Source organism: Maridesulfovibrio sp., from assembly GCF_963666665.1.
In the GTDB taxonomy this organism is placed as follows: Bacteria; Desulfobacterota; Desulfovibrionia; order Desulfovibrionales; family Desulfovibrionaceae; genus Maridesulfovibrio.
In genome coordinates this window covers 1,046,977-1,062,361 of sequence record NZ_OY762999.1, presented here as the reverse complement: position 1 = coordinate 1,062,361, position 15,385 = coordinate 1,046,977, and the positions used below count along the sequence as shown (strand labels likewise).

Sequence of the window (15,385 nt, the reverse complement as noted above, 5' to 3'; positions counted from 1 at the left end):
CAATTAAAAAATCATTTTTCCAGAAATTCTGGGTATCTTGTATAAAAAGCTGCCAGCAAATACAAGGACCCGCAGATTAGAACTGTTTTCTCACCGGAATTAAGCATTGAGATGGCATCGTCAATAGTTTTGGCAGGTTTTGCTCGTTCTCCGAGGACCGCAGCCAAATCTTTATATGGATATGCCCGTTCATTACCTTCAATTCCGCTGGCGATAATCAGGCCGTCGGTCAAACGGAAAAGGGTTTCCTTCACCGGAGCAAGATCCTTATCCTTCATACAGGCGAAAATGATGGCGTCCGGTTTAATTCCAGTACGTGCCAGCTCGGCTTCAAGTGCCGCAAATGCATGAGAGTTGTGCGCTCCATCAAGAATGTAAGTCCTGTCCGACGTTATAATCTGTAACCTTCCGGCAATGAATGCCTTTTCCACCCCGCTGCGGACCTTCTCTGCGTCAAACTCAACATCTGATTTACCGCAGAACAAACGCCACGCACAAGCCGCTAGCCCGGCATTTTGTTTCTGGTGCTCCCCGGCAAGAGACGGATTAAGGCCCGCAACAATCTCCTGATCTTTTATATGATAAAGTTCACAACCTAATTCCTTAGCACGTGACTCAAGCACCGCCTTAGCTTCGGAAACCTGCACGGCAGTAATGGCGGTTCCGTTCTCACGCATGGCATCAGCCTTATCTGCTGCAATCAGATCAATAGTCGATCCGAGCACCTTCTCATGGTCCAGACCAATAGGGGTAAATACGGTCAAATCTGGATCAACCGTATTGGTGGCGTCATAACGACCGCCAAGCCCGGCTTCCATAACCGCCAGATCAACGCCATTATTTTTGAACGCCACCAGCGCCATGCAGGTTAACAACTCAAAGTAAGTCAAACCTGCATCAGGGGCGATGTCCATAACCTGATTAGCCAGTTCGCACCACTCTTCCTCAGAAAGCATGAAACCGTTAATAGTGATACGTTCCCGAGGGGTAACAAAATGAGGCGAGGTAAAAGTCCCGACCTTAAGCCCGTATTCAAATCCAATAGAGGTAAGGTATGATGTAGTTGAGCCTTTACCGTTGGTTCCGACAATATGGATCACAGGAAAGCTGGACTTTCCACCCCAGTTACGGACAAACTCTTCCATTCTGCCGAGGCTCAAATCCATATGAAAAAGGCCAAGGTTATCCAGATAACCACTGAATTCTACAAAATTTTTAAATTTCAAAACTTTTTTCCATTTTTTGCTTGACCGCCAAGTGCGGTTTGTATAAATAAGCATCTCTCGCGGGGCAGTAGCTCAGTTGGATAGAGCAACGGCCTTCTAAGCCGTTGGCCGAGGGTTCGAATCCTTCCTGCCCCGCCACTTAGAAATCACAGGGTTACAAACGAAAGTTTGTAACCCTTTTTCTTTTAGATGATGAAAGTCCATTGAAAAAGCCCTCGTTAGTTTGAGGGCTGGAAATACACTTCTACTTGGCAGAGTTCAAGGGTAAAACTTTCCATAAAGTAAGAATTATACTATTTAAATGATTTTTTTGTGCAATCCATATGTAGGCGTGACAAATGACAAAAAGAGATCTTACTTGCCATCATGCGATGGCAAGACTGATAAAGATAAGCTCTCGAGCTGGAGCTCTCAAAAATCTAAATAAAATTCATGACGACTTGATTCTATTCGATAACTATACCTTAAGACTCAGCCCTTTCTTTTTTCTCAACAACAGTCGTATTTTAACCTTTACCTTCGGAAATCTTGCTATTTGTGCTATTTCCTTCGATATGCACTAGGTCGTCGCCTTCCTGCATCTTGAGGACTGTATTGATAAGATTTCCAGCAAGCTTGAAATAGTCGTTGCCTTTGCCCATCTCAATAAGGCTGTTCAAAACATCACCAGTCAAGATTATCCGGTCACTACCTGAACCCGATTCAATTGAGCTGTCATGCACTGAAGCACCTGAGATGCTGTTATCACCGTCTCCCATGTCAACTGAGGAGTGATAATGCAATCGCTCAAAAGAAAGAGAATCATTTCCTTCACCGGACTTAACAGATGTTTCATATGCATTAGAAAAGCTAATGGAATCGTCACCAGAACCGGTATTTATTGAGCTTGCATAGGTTTGCTTACCACCATCGACGCTATCGTTACCTGACCCGGTGTTAATAGTGCTGTAAATAAAGCCCATTTCAACTGAAACTGAATCATCACCAGAACCGGTGTTGATTGTGCTGTGACCGGTATTTTTAGCAGTAATGCTGTCATCGCCAACTTCTGTGTTAACAACAGAAGCACTAATACCTGAGGTTAAATTTAGTCGGTCATCACCAGATCCGGTATTAACTGTAGAGTCAATTATTCCCTCACCTCTTATTGAGTCATCTCCGGAACCCGTATCAACGACACTTTGACCAATTCCACCATGCATACTGTCATCTCCACTACCAGTGGACACAATACTTTTAACAACAATGGCTTCAATTACATCGTCACCTTCTGCGGTATCAAGAGCCCCGCCGTAAAAGGAGTTACCACGGATAATATCATTCCCACGCCCTGTATTGACGGAAGATTTATAATAACCATCATTTGCAGTGATAACATCATCGCCATTACCAGTATCAATATCTGAAAAGTCTACACCTCCACCCAGCTTCACAACATCATTTCCTTCTCCAGTCTCCAACTTTGAATCCATGATATGAGTCTTAGCCTGCACAACATCATTACCAGCACCAGTGTTGATATCCACATCACGTATGGCCCCCTGAGCCTGTACAGTGTCGTTGCCATCTCCGGTATCTATATTCCTGACACTGCCAAACTCACCTTTAGAAAGAATCACAGTATCATCACCATCACCGGTATCAATAGAAGAACCGCCGTTTTTTATATCCCGCTGGTTGACATTTTTATCTCCGGAAAGGTCTACAATGGTATCATCACCGGCGCCGCCTTTCATGTTCTTGCCTTCGTATCCAACTATGTAATCATCTCCGGAGGTTTCGGCCCCCTCAACATAATCCTGAACATTCAGCGAACCGTCCTCGTTTTCGTTGAAAATAGTGTCGCGCTGCATGATAAAACTGAATTCCAGCTCCCCGCCGGGCTTATACACATTAGCTCTGTAGCCATACAGGCTCTCATTGGTTTTCTCGCGTTCTTCAGGAGCGGTATTAATGCGATCAATGACCAGTGTGCGTCCGGATTTCATGGTCGCGGAAGCCATTGTCACTGCTTCGGAATTCTCAGGGACTTCTGCGGCAACCTTATATTGTCCATCTGCTAGATCCACGGGTTCTTCCTTATGTCTAGCAAGTTCCTGTGCCGTACTGGAGAAGGATATCTTGTCTCCACTAGCTGCTGGGCCTTGAGATTTTGCTTGATTATCATCAACTGGCACAACTGATTGCACTTTTTGGTTTTCTGCAGCCTGCTGCTCAAGCAAAATATTCTGATTTTCAATAATTCCGTACTGATCTGAAATAGGGGAAGGCATAGCGAACTCCAGTTAGTATACTTCGCAAAATACAAACTATTAAAAAGATAAAAACGTACACTTGTTATATCGACTATCTATATAAAACCTTTAGATAGATTAAGTGTCTTTTCACAGAGATACCAGCTTTCAGTCTTTCATGAATACATGCCGGGATACTTTACTGAAATAAGAGCCACAGAACTACGATTATGCCAGTAACTACTGACTTGCTACCCTGGTTGGAATTATCTACTTCACAATCTGCGTTTTAAAGCCCTTCCTAGCCCTGCTCTTCCATACGTTTCAACTTCTCACGCAGGGTTTTACGATTTATACCCAGTATCTCGGCAGCACGAGTCTTATTATTATCAGTCATAATCAGCACATTTTTAATATGCTCCTGTTCCACTTCAGCCAGAGAACGGTCTACACGTTCTTCCATCGGCAAACTGAAACGCATGTTAGGCGGCAAATCCGTAACTTCAATCGGATCGTGATCCACAATAACCACCATCCTTTGAATCAGGTTTTCCAATTCACGCACGTTTCCCGGCCACGAATAATTGCGCAAAGCAGTCAGGGCATCGTCTGTAATACTCGGAGTGGGACATTGCATGGTTTTGGAAAATTTCACCAAGAAATTACTGATCAAAATCAGAATATCATCACCACGCTCGGCAAGAGACGGCACAGGGATATCCACCACGTGCAACCGGTAATAAAGGTCCTCACGGAACGACCCATCCTCAACAAGCCGTTTCAGATCCTTGTGCGTAGCGGCTAAGATACGGGTATCCACGGTATGCACAACACTCGAACCAACCTTGCAGTATTCCTTGGATTGCAGAATACGTAATAGCTTGGCCTGCATGTTGGGACTTGCATCGCCTATCTCATCAAGAAAAACAGTACCACCGTTAGCTATTTCAAAAAAACCGGCTCTGGCCTCTTTAGCCCCGGTAAAGGCTCCTTTGACGTGACCGAAAAGTTCACTCTCCACCAACGAATCGGGTATCGCCGCACAGTTAACCGGAACAAAAGGAGCAGCTCTACGGTCACTGTGATAGTGCACAGCTCTGGCTACCAATTCCTTACCGGTACCGGATTCACCTGAAATAAGTACGTTGGCGTTGGTTGCGGCAGCTTTGCCGATACGCCGGAAAACACGCAGCATCCCGGGCGAATTTCCGACAATACCATAAGTTTCGTCCGGGACCTCGACCGCATTGAGTGCCCGCCTGCGTTGAACACGTTCAACTATGCGCTCCATTGCACTCTGCAACTCTTCGGAAGTGAACGGTTTGGGAAGATACTCTCCCGCACCGTCCTTGATAGCCTCCACCGCACCGGAAATTGACGGATATCCGGTTATCATCATCAATTCCACATCACGATGATTCTCACGCACGTGCCTGATCAAGTCCAAGCCGGTGGCCTGCGGCATCCGAAAATCAGTTATAACTATATCGATTTCATATTCTTCAAGCAGAGACAGAGCCTCATCCACACGCAAACAAGTTAGAACATCGTAACCTTGAGATTCGAGATTACGCTTTAATACTTCCAATGTACTCTTACTGTCGTCTACCGCGAGAATCCTAATCTTTTCGCTCATCTTCCATCCGTGCGGCTATTCAACCGACTGGTTATTTTGCAAACAGGGGATAGCTATCTCAAAACGGGTTCCCTGACCATAATCACTGTGAACCTGAATCAATCCTTTATGGGCTTTTACAATTCCCAAAACAACGGAAAGGCCCAACCCGGTCCCCTTATCCACGTCCTTGGTGGTAAAAAACGGATTAAAAATCTGCTTTAAATCATCAGCATGAATCCCCGGACCATTATCATCTACAATGATATACACATCATCACCATCACTGAGAGTCTTTATGGTCAGTACCCCTCCATCATCCATGGCCTGAATGGCATTGGCAGCCAAATTAACGATGACCTGTTTAATATGTCTGGGGTCTGCAGAAACCAGAGGAAGTTTTTCATCAAACTCACAACGGGTCTCAATATTGCCGCGCTTGGCTGCAGTTTCAGTTATACGCAAGGCATCGCGGATAGTCTGATTTAAATTTGTCGGAATAAATTGAGGCGGCAACTGCCTGCTGAAAAACATAATCTTCTTTATGATTTCACGCGCATGCAACGAAGAATCAACAATATTATCGAGATCCATGCGCACCTGCTCCGGCAGTTCAGGAGTTTGCAGTGCAAGTTGTGCATAGCCAAGGATATTAGCCAGCGGTTCATTGATTTCATGCGCCACCCCGGCAGAAAATTGTCCGATTTTGGCCAACCTATCCGCTTGCCGCAACTGCTGTTCAAGCTCCTGCCGTGCAGTTTTGATCTCTTTTTTACCTACAATAAGGCCGATCTGCTGCGCTGTTGTGACTAACAATTCATTTTCATCGTCAAGGAAAACGGATTCCCCTTTTCTCTTAGGACCTGCATACTCTACGGATACAGTGACAGAACCGCGTATGTCCGCTCCGGACTCAATCGGCTCAACTAAAACATTCTCCGTCTTATGATACCCTTCTGTTTCCCAACAGAGATTGCCTATACGCAGCCGGACGTGAGTCTTATCCGGATTTTGAAATCCTGACGGAAGCATATTTACTATTTTTCTGAGAGTCTCTTTTAGATCCAGATCACCGTCAGCACCGAGCTTACTGATCTCGTATAGACAGTTGAGTTCCTTATTGCGTTCAATCAGGTTGAACCGTTCCCGGAGCAGACCATTCTGGCGGCGCATATGTTCGGTAACGTTCTGCCCGACACAAAGAATGCTGATAGTACTGGAATCTGAGTCCGTTAAGGCTTTCAAATTCCAATCGATATAAATTTTATCTCCACCTCTGGACCTGATGCTGCCGGATATTCTGGAAATATCTTTTTTTCCGGCCTTATCTAGCACCTCTTTGCGTGAATCAGCACGTTGTTCCGCAGGTATAAAGGTCTCAAACCAATCCTTTCCGGCCAACTCCTGCATGGAATAACCGGACAACGATTCAAGCATGGAGTTGCCGTGAATAATAACACCGTCCAAATCAAGGGTGACCACAATGCCATGGCTCAATTGCATTATAGTGTCATAATATTCCTGAAGATTCATAATAAAAACCTCATGTTCAAGAATACGGCAAAGTTATAAGTGAGTAAAGCAGGAACGGACGATCCGGCAAGGAAGGAAGCCGGACCGCCCGCCACATGTCTGAGAAAATCTTACAGATTTTCTAATGCCCGAGATTCAGTCCCCATCCTTCGAACACAAACAGGATGGCGAATCCATACCACAAAGTATAAACCACATAAAAGATCAGGGAGAAGATAACCAGTCCGAGTTCATCAGTAATGTTGAGCGGCTCAATCTCGTAATAGTTGTATGCGGTTTCAACTGCCTTCTTCATTACGGTAGATGTTACCTTGGCTACTTTAAATTCTTCCTGACCGTTCAAAGCCTTTTCCATCAGTCCTAAGGAAGTCCACCAGTTAAAAGTGGTCCTTCGTGCCTCTATGCCGTACTTGCTTTCAATAGCTTCTGCATTGTTATGGTACATGAGATCAGCGTCATCAAGGCTGGCATTAAGTATATCTGCCACTGAACCGCTGACTTCAAGAGCTTTTCCGTTTAAGCTTACCTTTACCCCGGCTTTTTCAAACAACTTGGCAGACTGTTCAGCCTGTACACCGGTAGTATAGGTCAACTTAAGAGTCAGATCCTTTTTAACCGCAGGGGCTTTTACGTCATCTCGCAGTGGAGCAACGTAGTTCACAGACCCCTTGGATATTGAGTTATACATAGCATCAAGATATGCCATTGCATTCTTTCCGTTAAAAATGGGCTGGAACATCACAGCAAGTACGATGAAGAAAACTGCGAGAAGTGCCAGACCGCCAGAGAATTCTTTTTTGTTAACAATCATCTTAGTGTGCCCCTTCTGTCTTAAGATTCTGGATATTCTTTAAGAAAGTGCCGATAACCCAGACCGAAAAACCGCCTATAACTACAAAGAACGCCCAGATACCTATAGTATTAAGAGTATCGCCGAGGGCCGGAGAGATCGGGATGTATCCCATTTCACCCAGCTTTCCGGGCAGTGCAAAAATACGGTTAACAAACCCGGCCAGAACAGCCATGGCATAAAATCCGCGAATGGTAATACCGGGAACAACCTTGGTTACCAGTGCGCCAATCTGAATACCGAGAAGGGAACCAAGCAGCATACCCATTGCAAGGGTATAGAAGATGAACCCGTATATGGCATACTGGGAAATAGAAGCGAAGCCTGCGGTAAAAACAATCTGGAAAATATCAGTACCAACAGTTGTCATTGACGATACGCCAAGTACGTATACAAATATGGGGAAGGTAAGGAATCCTCCGCCTACGCCCATAATACCTGCAGCCAGACCTACCAGTGCACCTGAAAGGACTAAAAAGACCCAAGAGATCTGACGTCCGCCGGGAGTAAGGTCCTGATCGAATTTTACCATAGGCGGAAAATTCACAGACTGCAGGGACTTACTGAGAGAACCAAGTTCAGCTCCTTCTCCGCCGCCGTGTGCACAACCTCCGGAACCGGCCTTACGGGCGTTCAGGAAGTCATACATGGCGTAGGAACCGAGGAATCCAAGCATCAATGAATAAACAGTGGTAATGAATGCATCGGAAAGCACGGGGTTAATTTCATAAAGAACACGATTGATAATACCGCCCGCAGTGGCTCCTAGTATTGCACCGATAAGAAACACGACTGCCAGAGGTACGGAAACGTTCCCCATCTTACGGTGGATAACGCTACCCATGATCGCCTTGGCAAAAATGTGGAATAAATCGGTGCCAACGGCCAGAATACCCTTAATACCGGCACTCATAAGTGCAGGGGCGATAATAAAACCACCGCCAGCGCCGATACAGCCTGTAATCAGTCCCGCACCAAGCCCGATGGCTATGGAGACCATGAAAATACCAACGCTGTAAAAAGCCGGGCTATAGGCTTTTTTACCGCCGAGAAGATCCGGAAGAATCGGCGCAATCTCATCGGCAAAAGCAATACCGCCCAAAATTACGGGAATCAGCATCAGCCCGAGCAGCATGCGTAACTTCTTGCTGCCCATGATCGCCTTTGCATTATCAATCTCCCAGCGGCCCATATAATCGGCCCCGGCCATCATAAATCTACCCCATTGATTGAAAAAACTCATGATTATCCTCACAAATTCATTTCTATTGTTACCTTCGCTCCGGGCAGCTTTTTGAAACTTGCCCCCCGGACCTTAATTACTGTTTGCAGCCACATCCTTGATCTTTTCGATCAGTTCATCCGCATCGACCGGCTTAAGGAGATACTCGGATGCCCCCATTGCCTGACAGGAGATAACGAGATCAGGACTTATATGAGCAGTGAGCATTAAAACCCCAATCTGCGGATACAGTCGCTTTATCTCTCCAAGAAGCCTGATTCCGTCCCTGCCGGGCATTTTGACATCAAGCAGAACAACATCCATCACAGTAAGCCTGAGCGTCTCCATGGCTTCATTTGCGCATGAAGCCGTGCTGACATCCACCCCCCGCTTCGCAAGCCTGCAAGCAAGCACACGGGAGAAATCAATTTCATCGTCAACCAGAAGAACCTTAATCCTTTTCATGGACACTCTCCCTCCGGATACATACCTGCCGCACTTTCTCCAGCAGCAGTTCGAAATCAACCGGCTTAGACAGATACTCTGCAACTCCCAACCTGATGCTCTCAGCTGCGGCTTTTTCACAGCCGTGACCGGTGAGCATCAAAACCGGCAGTTCCGGAGCAAGCATCTTGAAAACTTTCAAAATTTCGATTCCATCCATGCCTTCAAGCTTCAGATCAAGGACCGCGACATCAAACTCTTTTTCGCGGAGCATTCTCACTGCGTCCTCACCGCGGTAAGCGGTTTCGACAAGAATGCCCCGCCTGCTCAATCGTTTACGCAATACCTCCGCAAAGCCGACCTCATCGTCGACCATAAGCAGCTTTATTGCCTTGTTGTCATTCCTCATCTGAACACCATCGGCCCCTTAAGCCATGCGAGTGGTTATCTCATCGATACGAGCCATGGTTTCTTCATCTTCATGCTCGTGATACAGCTTCATAGCCGCACGTATTTTTTCAACGAGATCATCAATTGAACACGGCTTCATAAGATAATCGAAGGCTCCATTCTGCATGCCGGTGATAGCCGACTCCACTGTTGCATGGCCTGTAAGCATAATGACTTCGACCAAGGGGAAATCCCTTTTTATTTCCTGCAACACGGTAAGCCCATCCTTATAGGGCATCTTCACATCCAGAATGACCACTTCAATTCCGGGAATCCTGCCCAGCATATTCAGGCCGTCATCACCGCTATAAGCTTTGTGGACAGTCATGTTACGCCGCTCAAGCCTCTTAGCCATAGCTTCTACAAAAGCTTCCTCATCATCCACGAACAGAATGGTTACGTCCGTCATGATCTTCCTCCTTGTTGTATTCATGAACATTTTCGGAATGAGGCAGGGGTAACCAGATATTAAAACGGGCTCCCCGACCCAAGTCGCTTTCAACCTCTATCTCACCACCCATCTGATGGATAAGCCCGTAACAAATGGACAGTCCTAATCCGCTTCCCTTGCCCACCGGTTTAGTGGTGAAAAAGGGATCAAAAATTCTTCCCAGATTGGCTGCCGGAATACCGGGTCCTGTGTCTGCAATTGAGATCAAAGCATGCTCATTCTCAGCATGGCAGCTGATCATAAGTTTTCCACCCTTGGACTCCATGGCCTGAATTGCGTTGTTAATCAGGTTCAGGAAAACCTGCTGCAGCTCTGAAACAGAGGCCCTAACCGGAGGCATGCCTTTATCCAGTTCAAGCGAAAGCTCCACCTGAGCGTAACGGGCCTGCTGCATCGAAATTTCGACAATCTCTTCAATAAGATCCGGAAGCTGAACATCAGCAACGCGGGAATCGGTCTGACGGGCAAAACTAAGCAGCTTATGGGTGATATCCTTGCAACGACCGCCCTGAGTGCGAACCTGCTCAAGAGCCCTGGTAATCTCTGCGTAGCTGGTGATCTCACCTTCCTCGTCTTCGAGCAGGTCTTTGACCCAGCCGGCTTCTTCGATCATTATTGCCACCGGATTATTGATTTCGTGTGCTATACCCGCGGCCAATTCGCCTATGGAAGCCAGCTTCCCGGTTTCCACCATCTGCCTGTTCATCAACTCATTTTCTTCATCTATGGCCTGAAAACGAACGACCAGCTTTCTGGAAAGATAAATGGCCATCACGACAATCGCGATTCCCCCGGAAAGAAAAATAGCCAGAGTAAAAGATTCACTGCGGATCATGGCCGAAAAAGCATCACTCGCATTCTGCTGATAAACCAGCTTCCAATCCCCATCCTTAAGTTGTGAAGAGACAGTCACGTATTCTTCCCCGTCACTGCCATGGGAAAGCTGGACAAGAACTCCGCCCTCGGCCTGAAATCTGCGGACGGTCTCATAAGGAGTCAGCACTAAGTTGCTTTCGCGATTCGCGGGCGGCTTGGTCTGGAATACTCCACCGCGATTAAGTATGTATGCGTATCCGGTCTCACCGATCCGAATGTTTTCGACGAGATGTGAGAAAGCAAGAAAATCGATTGTTGCACGCAAGGTCCACTCGCGCCCGTCAGGATCAACTCCGCCCTGTTCGCAGTTAACTGCAATGATGAAATGAGGTGATTGCCGCAATCCCATAAAGACATCGCTGATTCCAGTGACCTTTCCACGGCTGTTCAAGAACCAGTTGGCATCAGAGTAGTCCGCTCCGAGCAGGTTGAATGGACCGGCATAAGCAACCTGACGGCCGGACTCATCAACAACACCCAGATCCACAAAAATTAGCCCGTACTGCTGCTGCATGAACTTGAGAGTCTTCTCCAGAAACAGCGGATCGGTCAGCTGATCATAGGAATATGCACGTGTCAGAAACTGCAGCTCAGCCTGCTTCTCGCTCAGGAAGTTATTGACGTTGTCTTTATGCTTATCCACCACCTCAGCTAAATGGGCATAAACCTTAGCGCGGTAAATGGAACGAAATTGGTCAAAGATAAGGCCGCCCACCAGAATCAACGGTGCAATGGATACCGTGATCACAATGAGGGCGACCTTGCGGGAAAGCTTGTCGTATGAGGTCTTATTTTCAGTCTGCATATTCGTTTCCACTCTTTTATCTGCTTAAGGCTACGTACTCCCCTGATGGGAGTGGTCCCTAATGCCCCAGAGCAAACGCTGTGCCATGCTACGAACTGGACAGTTTAGCCCCACCCAAAGCTCTTAGCAGAACAACACACTGAAATAATGGATATTTACTATCATAAAGCAGATCACTGAAATCGTTTTAGCCACAAAAGATCAACTCAACTAAAAAGCCTGTTTTGCTCACAATTAATCTCTATCGATACATTTCACCCCATATGGTACAAATTGTGCCAATAGACACAATATTAGACATCTCCCCTTCGTCTGTTACTAAATTCACAAAGACACAGATGTTGAAACTAAACCAACTGGCACAAAATGAACCACCGATAGAAACAGGGCAGAATAAAGGAAGAGTCCTAATTCATATTTGATGGATTTTTTTAAATACGGCTAAACAGATTGTTCTAGAAGATATGCGGTAAACCCAGCCAGAACAGGCAATGCTTATCGTGCGGACAGAAAGTTTGGCATATAGATTGTAGCCCACACAGACAAACCCAAAACTACGGGGGAAAACATGAAACAGATTCGAGTCCTTATTATTGACGACGAAGTAGGATTTTCTTCAGTTCTCGCCAAAAGACTCCGCAGGCGGGAAGTAGATGTCAGCACTGCCGCCTGTGGCGAAGAGGCACTGCACCAACTTACAAAAAGTACATACAATGTGATTATACTGGACATGAACATGCCCGGCATGAACGGAATTCAGGTGCTCAGGGCTATAAAAAAAGACTATCCTTCAGTGGAAGTAATTCTACTCACCGGAAATTCGGACATTAAAAATGCGCAAGCATCCATGAATGCAGGAGCATTCGACTTCATCCTCAAGCCTGCCGACACTGAAATCAGCAGCAACAAAATCATCGATGCTGACAGAATAAGCAGACAACATAACCGGATATAAACCGGTGGGAATTAATTCGGCGATGTTTCAGGAACATCGTCCTTGACCTCAAACTTCTTGAAGTCGTTGAAGAAACGTTGCCTGTACGTCTCCACCTGATTCGGACTGGTCATAATCATATCCAGCTGGCGGGTATGGGTAATCAGATACCCCAAAACCTTTAGATGGTATTCCATGTCCTGACGAGTAAGCCCTTCAAGACGTGCATTCAAATTGTCCTCCCGAATGCGGACCCTGAAGTCGAGTTCCTCAAGTATTTCACCGATAAATCTTGCCCTCAGAATCCTCCGCTCCGGGTTTGCAGCACCGCCCTTGAACTGGAAACTGGCATAATTCTCCAATGTCCGCTCACCGACCAAGGACTCTACGGAACAAAAATGGAAACCGAATCTGGATTGCAAACAGCAATAATTCTCTGAAATCATGAAATAATTTTTTTGGGTATACGAAGAACGCGAAGCCACATTCAAATTAGGATTCATAGTTGCCTCGAACATGACCGACATCAACCCTTTACCATGAATGGCAGGAGGACCGTCCCATGCCACGGCCTGCATACCGGCCCAGAGCGCACGCATGGGAATGGAACGCACATGCTCCATAAATACGCATTTTGGGTTAATCTCGCTTTCTTCACTGACACCGTTACCAAGATCAAGAATCCAGAACTGTCTGGGCACATTGCATATGAGCTGTCTCGATGCAGCCGCAATATGTTCATCGCTGATGCCGAAGCCGAACATTTCACGGACAGCCATTTCATGACAGAACCGCATAATATCATGATAAGTCCGGCACTTGGACGGCCTGAAGTCAGGAGAATCCGAATCAGTAAGGTTAAGACGGACAATGTACCGGGCAGCCCTGCGCAGGGAAGCCTGTACGGGGCTACCCATCATCAGTCGCTTGCGCGGCTTCTCAGTAACCAATGAATCCATCGACCCGGAATAGACAGTATGACCGTCTGCATCAACAGTAACTATCTGTCCTGCTTCAAGTTTTTCAAGAGCATCCTTCACACCGAATAAAGCCGGGACCCCGAACTCACGGGCAACGTTAGCCAGGTGTCCGGCCAAACCGCCCTGCTCAGTAATAACAGCGCTGCAGCGATCCAATAAAGCTGCCCGGTTAGGCAGGGCCTGCTTGAGAAGCATTACCCCGCCGTCAGGAAAAGAAAGTTTATCCGCACTCTTACGGACGGGAAACACAGGTCCTATACCGACTCCGGGGCTGGCTGTTTTGCCTCCTGAAAGCAACGGAGCAGGCAGATCCGGATCACCCAAAGCGTGCTCTTCAGTCTCGTTCTCAACAAGTAAGAGCGGACGGCATTGCAGCAGAATAAAGGTTCCGTCTGCGGTAAAGGCCCATTCTATGTCCTGTGGGATTCCGAAAAAATCTTCTAAATGTGTAACGGTCTCTGCCACCAGAATGGCCTGTTCTTCGCTTAGTGAAGGTTTGAGCGCTTCCTCTCCAAGCTGTACAGTAGCACAGACGCCCTCCGCAGTATCACATACGAACCTGCTGTTTTTCTCCGCTATTTCTGCTCTCAAAACCTGCGCCGGATTACCTCGCGACACGATAAATTCATCAGTCTCAGCAGAGCCATCCACCACAGCCTTCGGCAGTCCCCACACGGAATAGATATTAATATTGCGATCACGGACATTCACAGGACTTCGCGAATAAGCTACGCCGGAGGAACTGGCATGAATCATCTCAATGCATCCCACGCTCATAGCCATATCCTCATCACGCAACCCGCGATTATTGCGGTAGGCCATGGCCTGCATGGAATACTTGGATGCCATGACTTCTTTAACCGCATCCGTCAGAGACTCCCTGCCGACGTTAAGGATGGAACGGTATTGGCCCGCAAATGCCGCACCTTCAAGATCCTCACCGAGCGCACTTGAACGTACAGCCAGATTAACGTCCCTGCCCAAGTCTACGCAGAGATTATCGTATGCTTCCAAAATCGCCTCAGAAAGCTCTTCAGGCAGTTTGGACTCCAGAATCAATCCCATTACCGCTGAAGAAAGCTGAAAAATCTCATTACGGTCATTTAAATCCGTGGACTGAATACGACAGTCAATTTCCTTCTGTAAGCCTCCGGCTTCCATAAACAAATTAAACGCAGCGGTTGAAACTACAAAGCCCGGCGGAATATTTAAATCAAGCTTGGCACCAGCCTCACCAAGCAAAGCCATTTTAGGACCGCAAAGATCTATTTGTTCCCGTCTCACATCCTTGAGATTTAAGACCAGCTCCCCTTCTCCGGAAAGCTGTACCGGATCAATCTGCTCAGCAATACGTTCCTGTATCTCATTGAACCGATCATACAACCGGGTATATCCATCCGGCTTGAGCTCATTAAGATATTTGATCATTTGATAGGTTGAAACGGAAATACGAGTACACTGGGCTCGAACATAGTGCATTCCGTATGGAGTGAAACCGCGTAAAGCCTCCTCCAATTCAGCTACATACTCATGCATTCTGGTATTGGCCTGAATGAGCAGACGGAAACTATTGTAGCGGTCAGTAAGCATCTGCCGCGCTAATTCAGGATCAATACTTTCCTTTTTCTTTTTCCCGAAAGGCAACCAATCAAAGAAACTCATAGGGCAATATCCTTCTGAAATTACAAAATGCCGATTCCGTACTTTTCGCCTGAGGCACATGTCCGGGCAATACATTATCAGTCCATAAAAACACTTAAAGTCA

General features: G+C 46.7%; 12 protein-coding genes and 1 tRNA gene. 2 read left to right on the top strand and 11 right to left on the bottom strand.

The window, feature by feature from the left end:
• Positions 1-11: 11 nt before the first annotated feature.
• Positions 12-1,226, bottom strand: a complete 1,215-nt coding sequence (locus ACKU40_RS04785) for a glutamate ligase domain-containing protein (RefSeq protein WP_320175384.1) — start codon at positions 1,224-1,226, stop codon at positions 12-14.
• A gap of 61 nt (positions 1,227-1,287) precedes the next feature.
• Here ACKU40_RS04785 and ACKU40_RS04780 point away from each other — a divergent pair.
• Positions 1,288-1,364, top strand: a tRNA-Arg gene (locus ACKU40_RS04780).
• Between the two features lie 368 nt (positions 1,365-1,732).
• On the opposite strand, the gene ACKU40_RS04775 is transcribed toward ACKU40_RS04780, so the two are convergent.
• From ACKU40_RS04775 to ACKU40_RS04735, 9 genes are all read right to left on the bottom strand, one after another.
• Entirely contained in the window at positions 1,733-3,499 is a 1,767-nt protein-coding gene (locus tag ACKU40_RS04775) for a calcium-binding protein (protein WP_320175383.1), read from the bottom strand.
• 262 nt (positions 3,500-3,761) lie between these two features.
• Positions 3,762-5,096, bottom strand: coding sequence for a sigma-54 dependent transcriptional regulator (locus tag ACKU40_RS04770; protein ID WP_320175382.1), 1,335 nt, complete (start codon positions 5,094-5,096; stop codon positions 3,762-3,764).
• A gap of 15 nt (positions 5,097-5,111) precedes the next feature.
• On the bottom strand, positions 5,112-6,608 hold the full coding sequence (locus ACKU40_RS04765) for an ATP-binding protein (RefSeq protein WP_320175381.1): 1,497 nt from the start codon (positions 6,606-6,608) through the stop codon (positions 5,112-5,114).
• A gap of 121 nt (positions 6,609-6,729) precedes the next feature.
• Positions 6,730-7,419 carry a hypothetical protein gene (locus ACKU40_RS04760; protein WP_320175380.1) on the bottom strand — a complete coding sequence of 230 codons (690 nt, stop codon included), beginning with the start codon at positions 7,417-7,419 and terminating at the stop codon, positions 6,730-6,732.
• Between the two features lies 1 nt (position 7,420).
• Entirely contained in the window at positions 7,421-8,701 is a 1,281-nt protein-coding gene (locus tag ACKU40_RS04755; protein ID WP_320175379.1) for a sulfite exporter TauE/SafE family protein, read from the bottom strand.
• A 72-nt stretch (positions 8,702-8,773) separates the two neighbouring features.
• A complete protein-coding gene (locus tag ACKU40_RS04750) occupies positions 8,774-9,145 on the bottom strand; it encodes a response regulator (RefSeq protein WP_320175378.1) in 372 nt (123 codons plus the stop codon).
• Positions 9,132-9,533: a response regulator gene (locus tag ACKU40_RS04745; protein WP_320175377.1), complete on the bottom strand. Its 402-nt coding sequence runs from the start codon at positions 9,531-9,533 to the stop codon at positions 9,132-9,134. The genes ACKU40_RS04750 and ACKU40_RS04745 overlap by 14 nt, the downstream gene beginning before the upstream one ends.
• Before the next feature lie 18 nt (positions 9,534-9,551).
• On the bottom strand, positions 9,552-9,983 hold the full coding sequence (locus tag ACKU40_RS04740) for a response regulator (RefSeq protein ID WP_320175376.1): 432 nt from the start codon (positions 9,981-9,983) through the stop codon (positions 9,552-9,554).
• Positions 9,952-11,706, bottom strand: a complete 1,755-nt coding sequence (locus tag ACKU40_RS04735) for an ATP-binding protein (protein ID WP_320175375.1) — start codon at positions 11,704-11,706, stop codon at positions 9,952-9,954. Before ACKU40_RS04735 ends, ACKU40_RS04740 begins: the two co-directional genes overlap by 32 nt.
• Positions 11,707-12,274: 568 nt before the next feature.
• Between ACKU40_RS04735 and ACKU40_RS04730 the strand changes: the two genes are divergently transcribed.
• Complete coding sequence (locus tag ACKU40_RS04730; RefSeq protein WP_320175374.1) at positions 12,275-12,661, top strand: response regulator; 387 nt, start codon at positions 12,275-12,277, stop codon at positions 12,659-12,661.
• Between the two features lie 11 nt (positions 12,662-12,672).
• Here the strand turns inward: ACKU40_RS04730 and ACKU40_RS04725 are convergent, their stop codons facing one another.
• Positions 12,673-15,282 carry a PEP/pyruvate-binding domain-containing protein gene (locus ACKU40_RS04725; protein ID WP_320175373.1) on the bottom strand — a complete coding sequence of 870 codons (2,610 nt, stop codon included), beginning with the start codon at positions 15,280-15,282 and terminating at the stop codon, positions 12,673-12,675.
• Positions 15,283-15,385 lie beyond the last annotated feature (103 nt).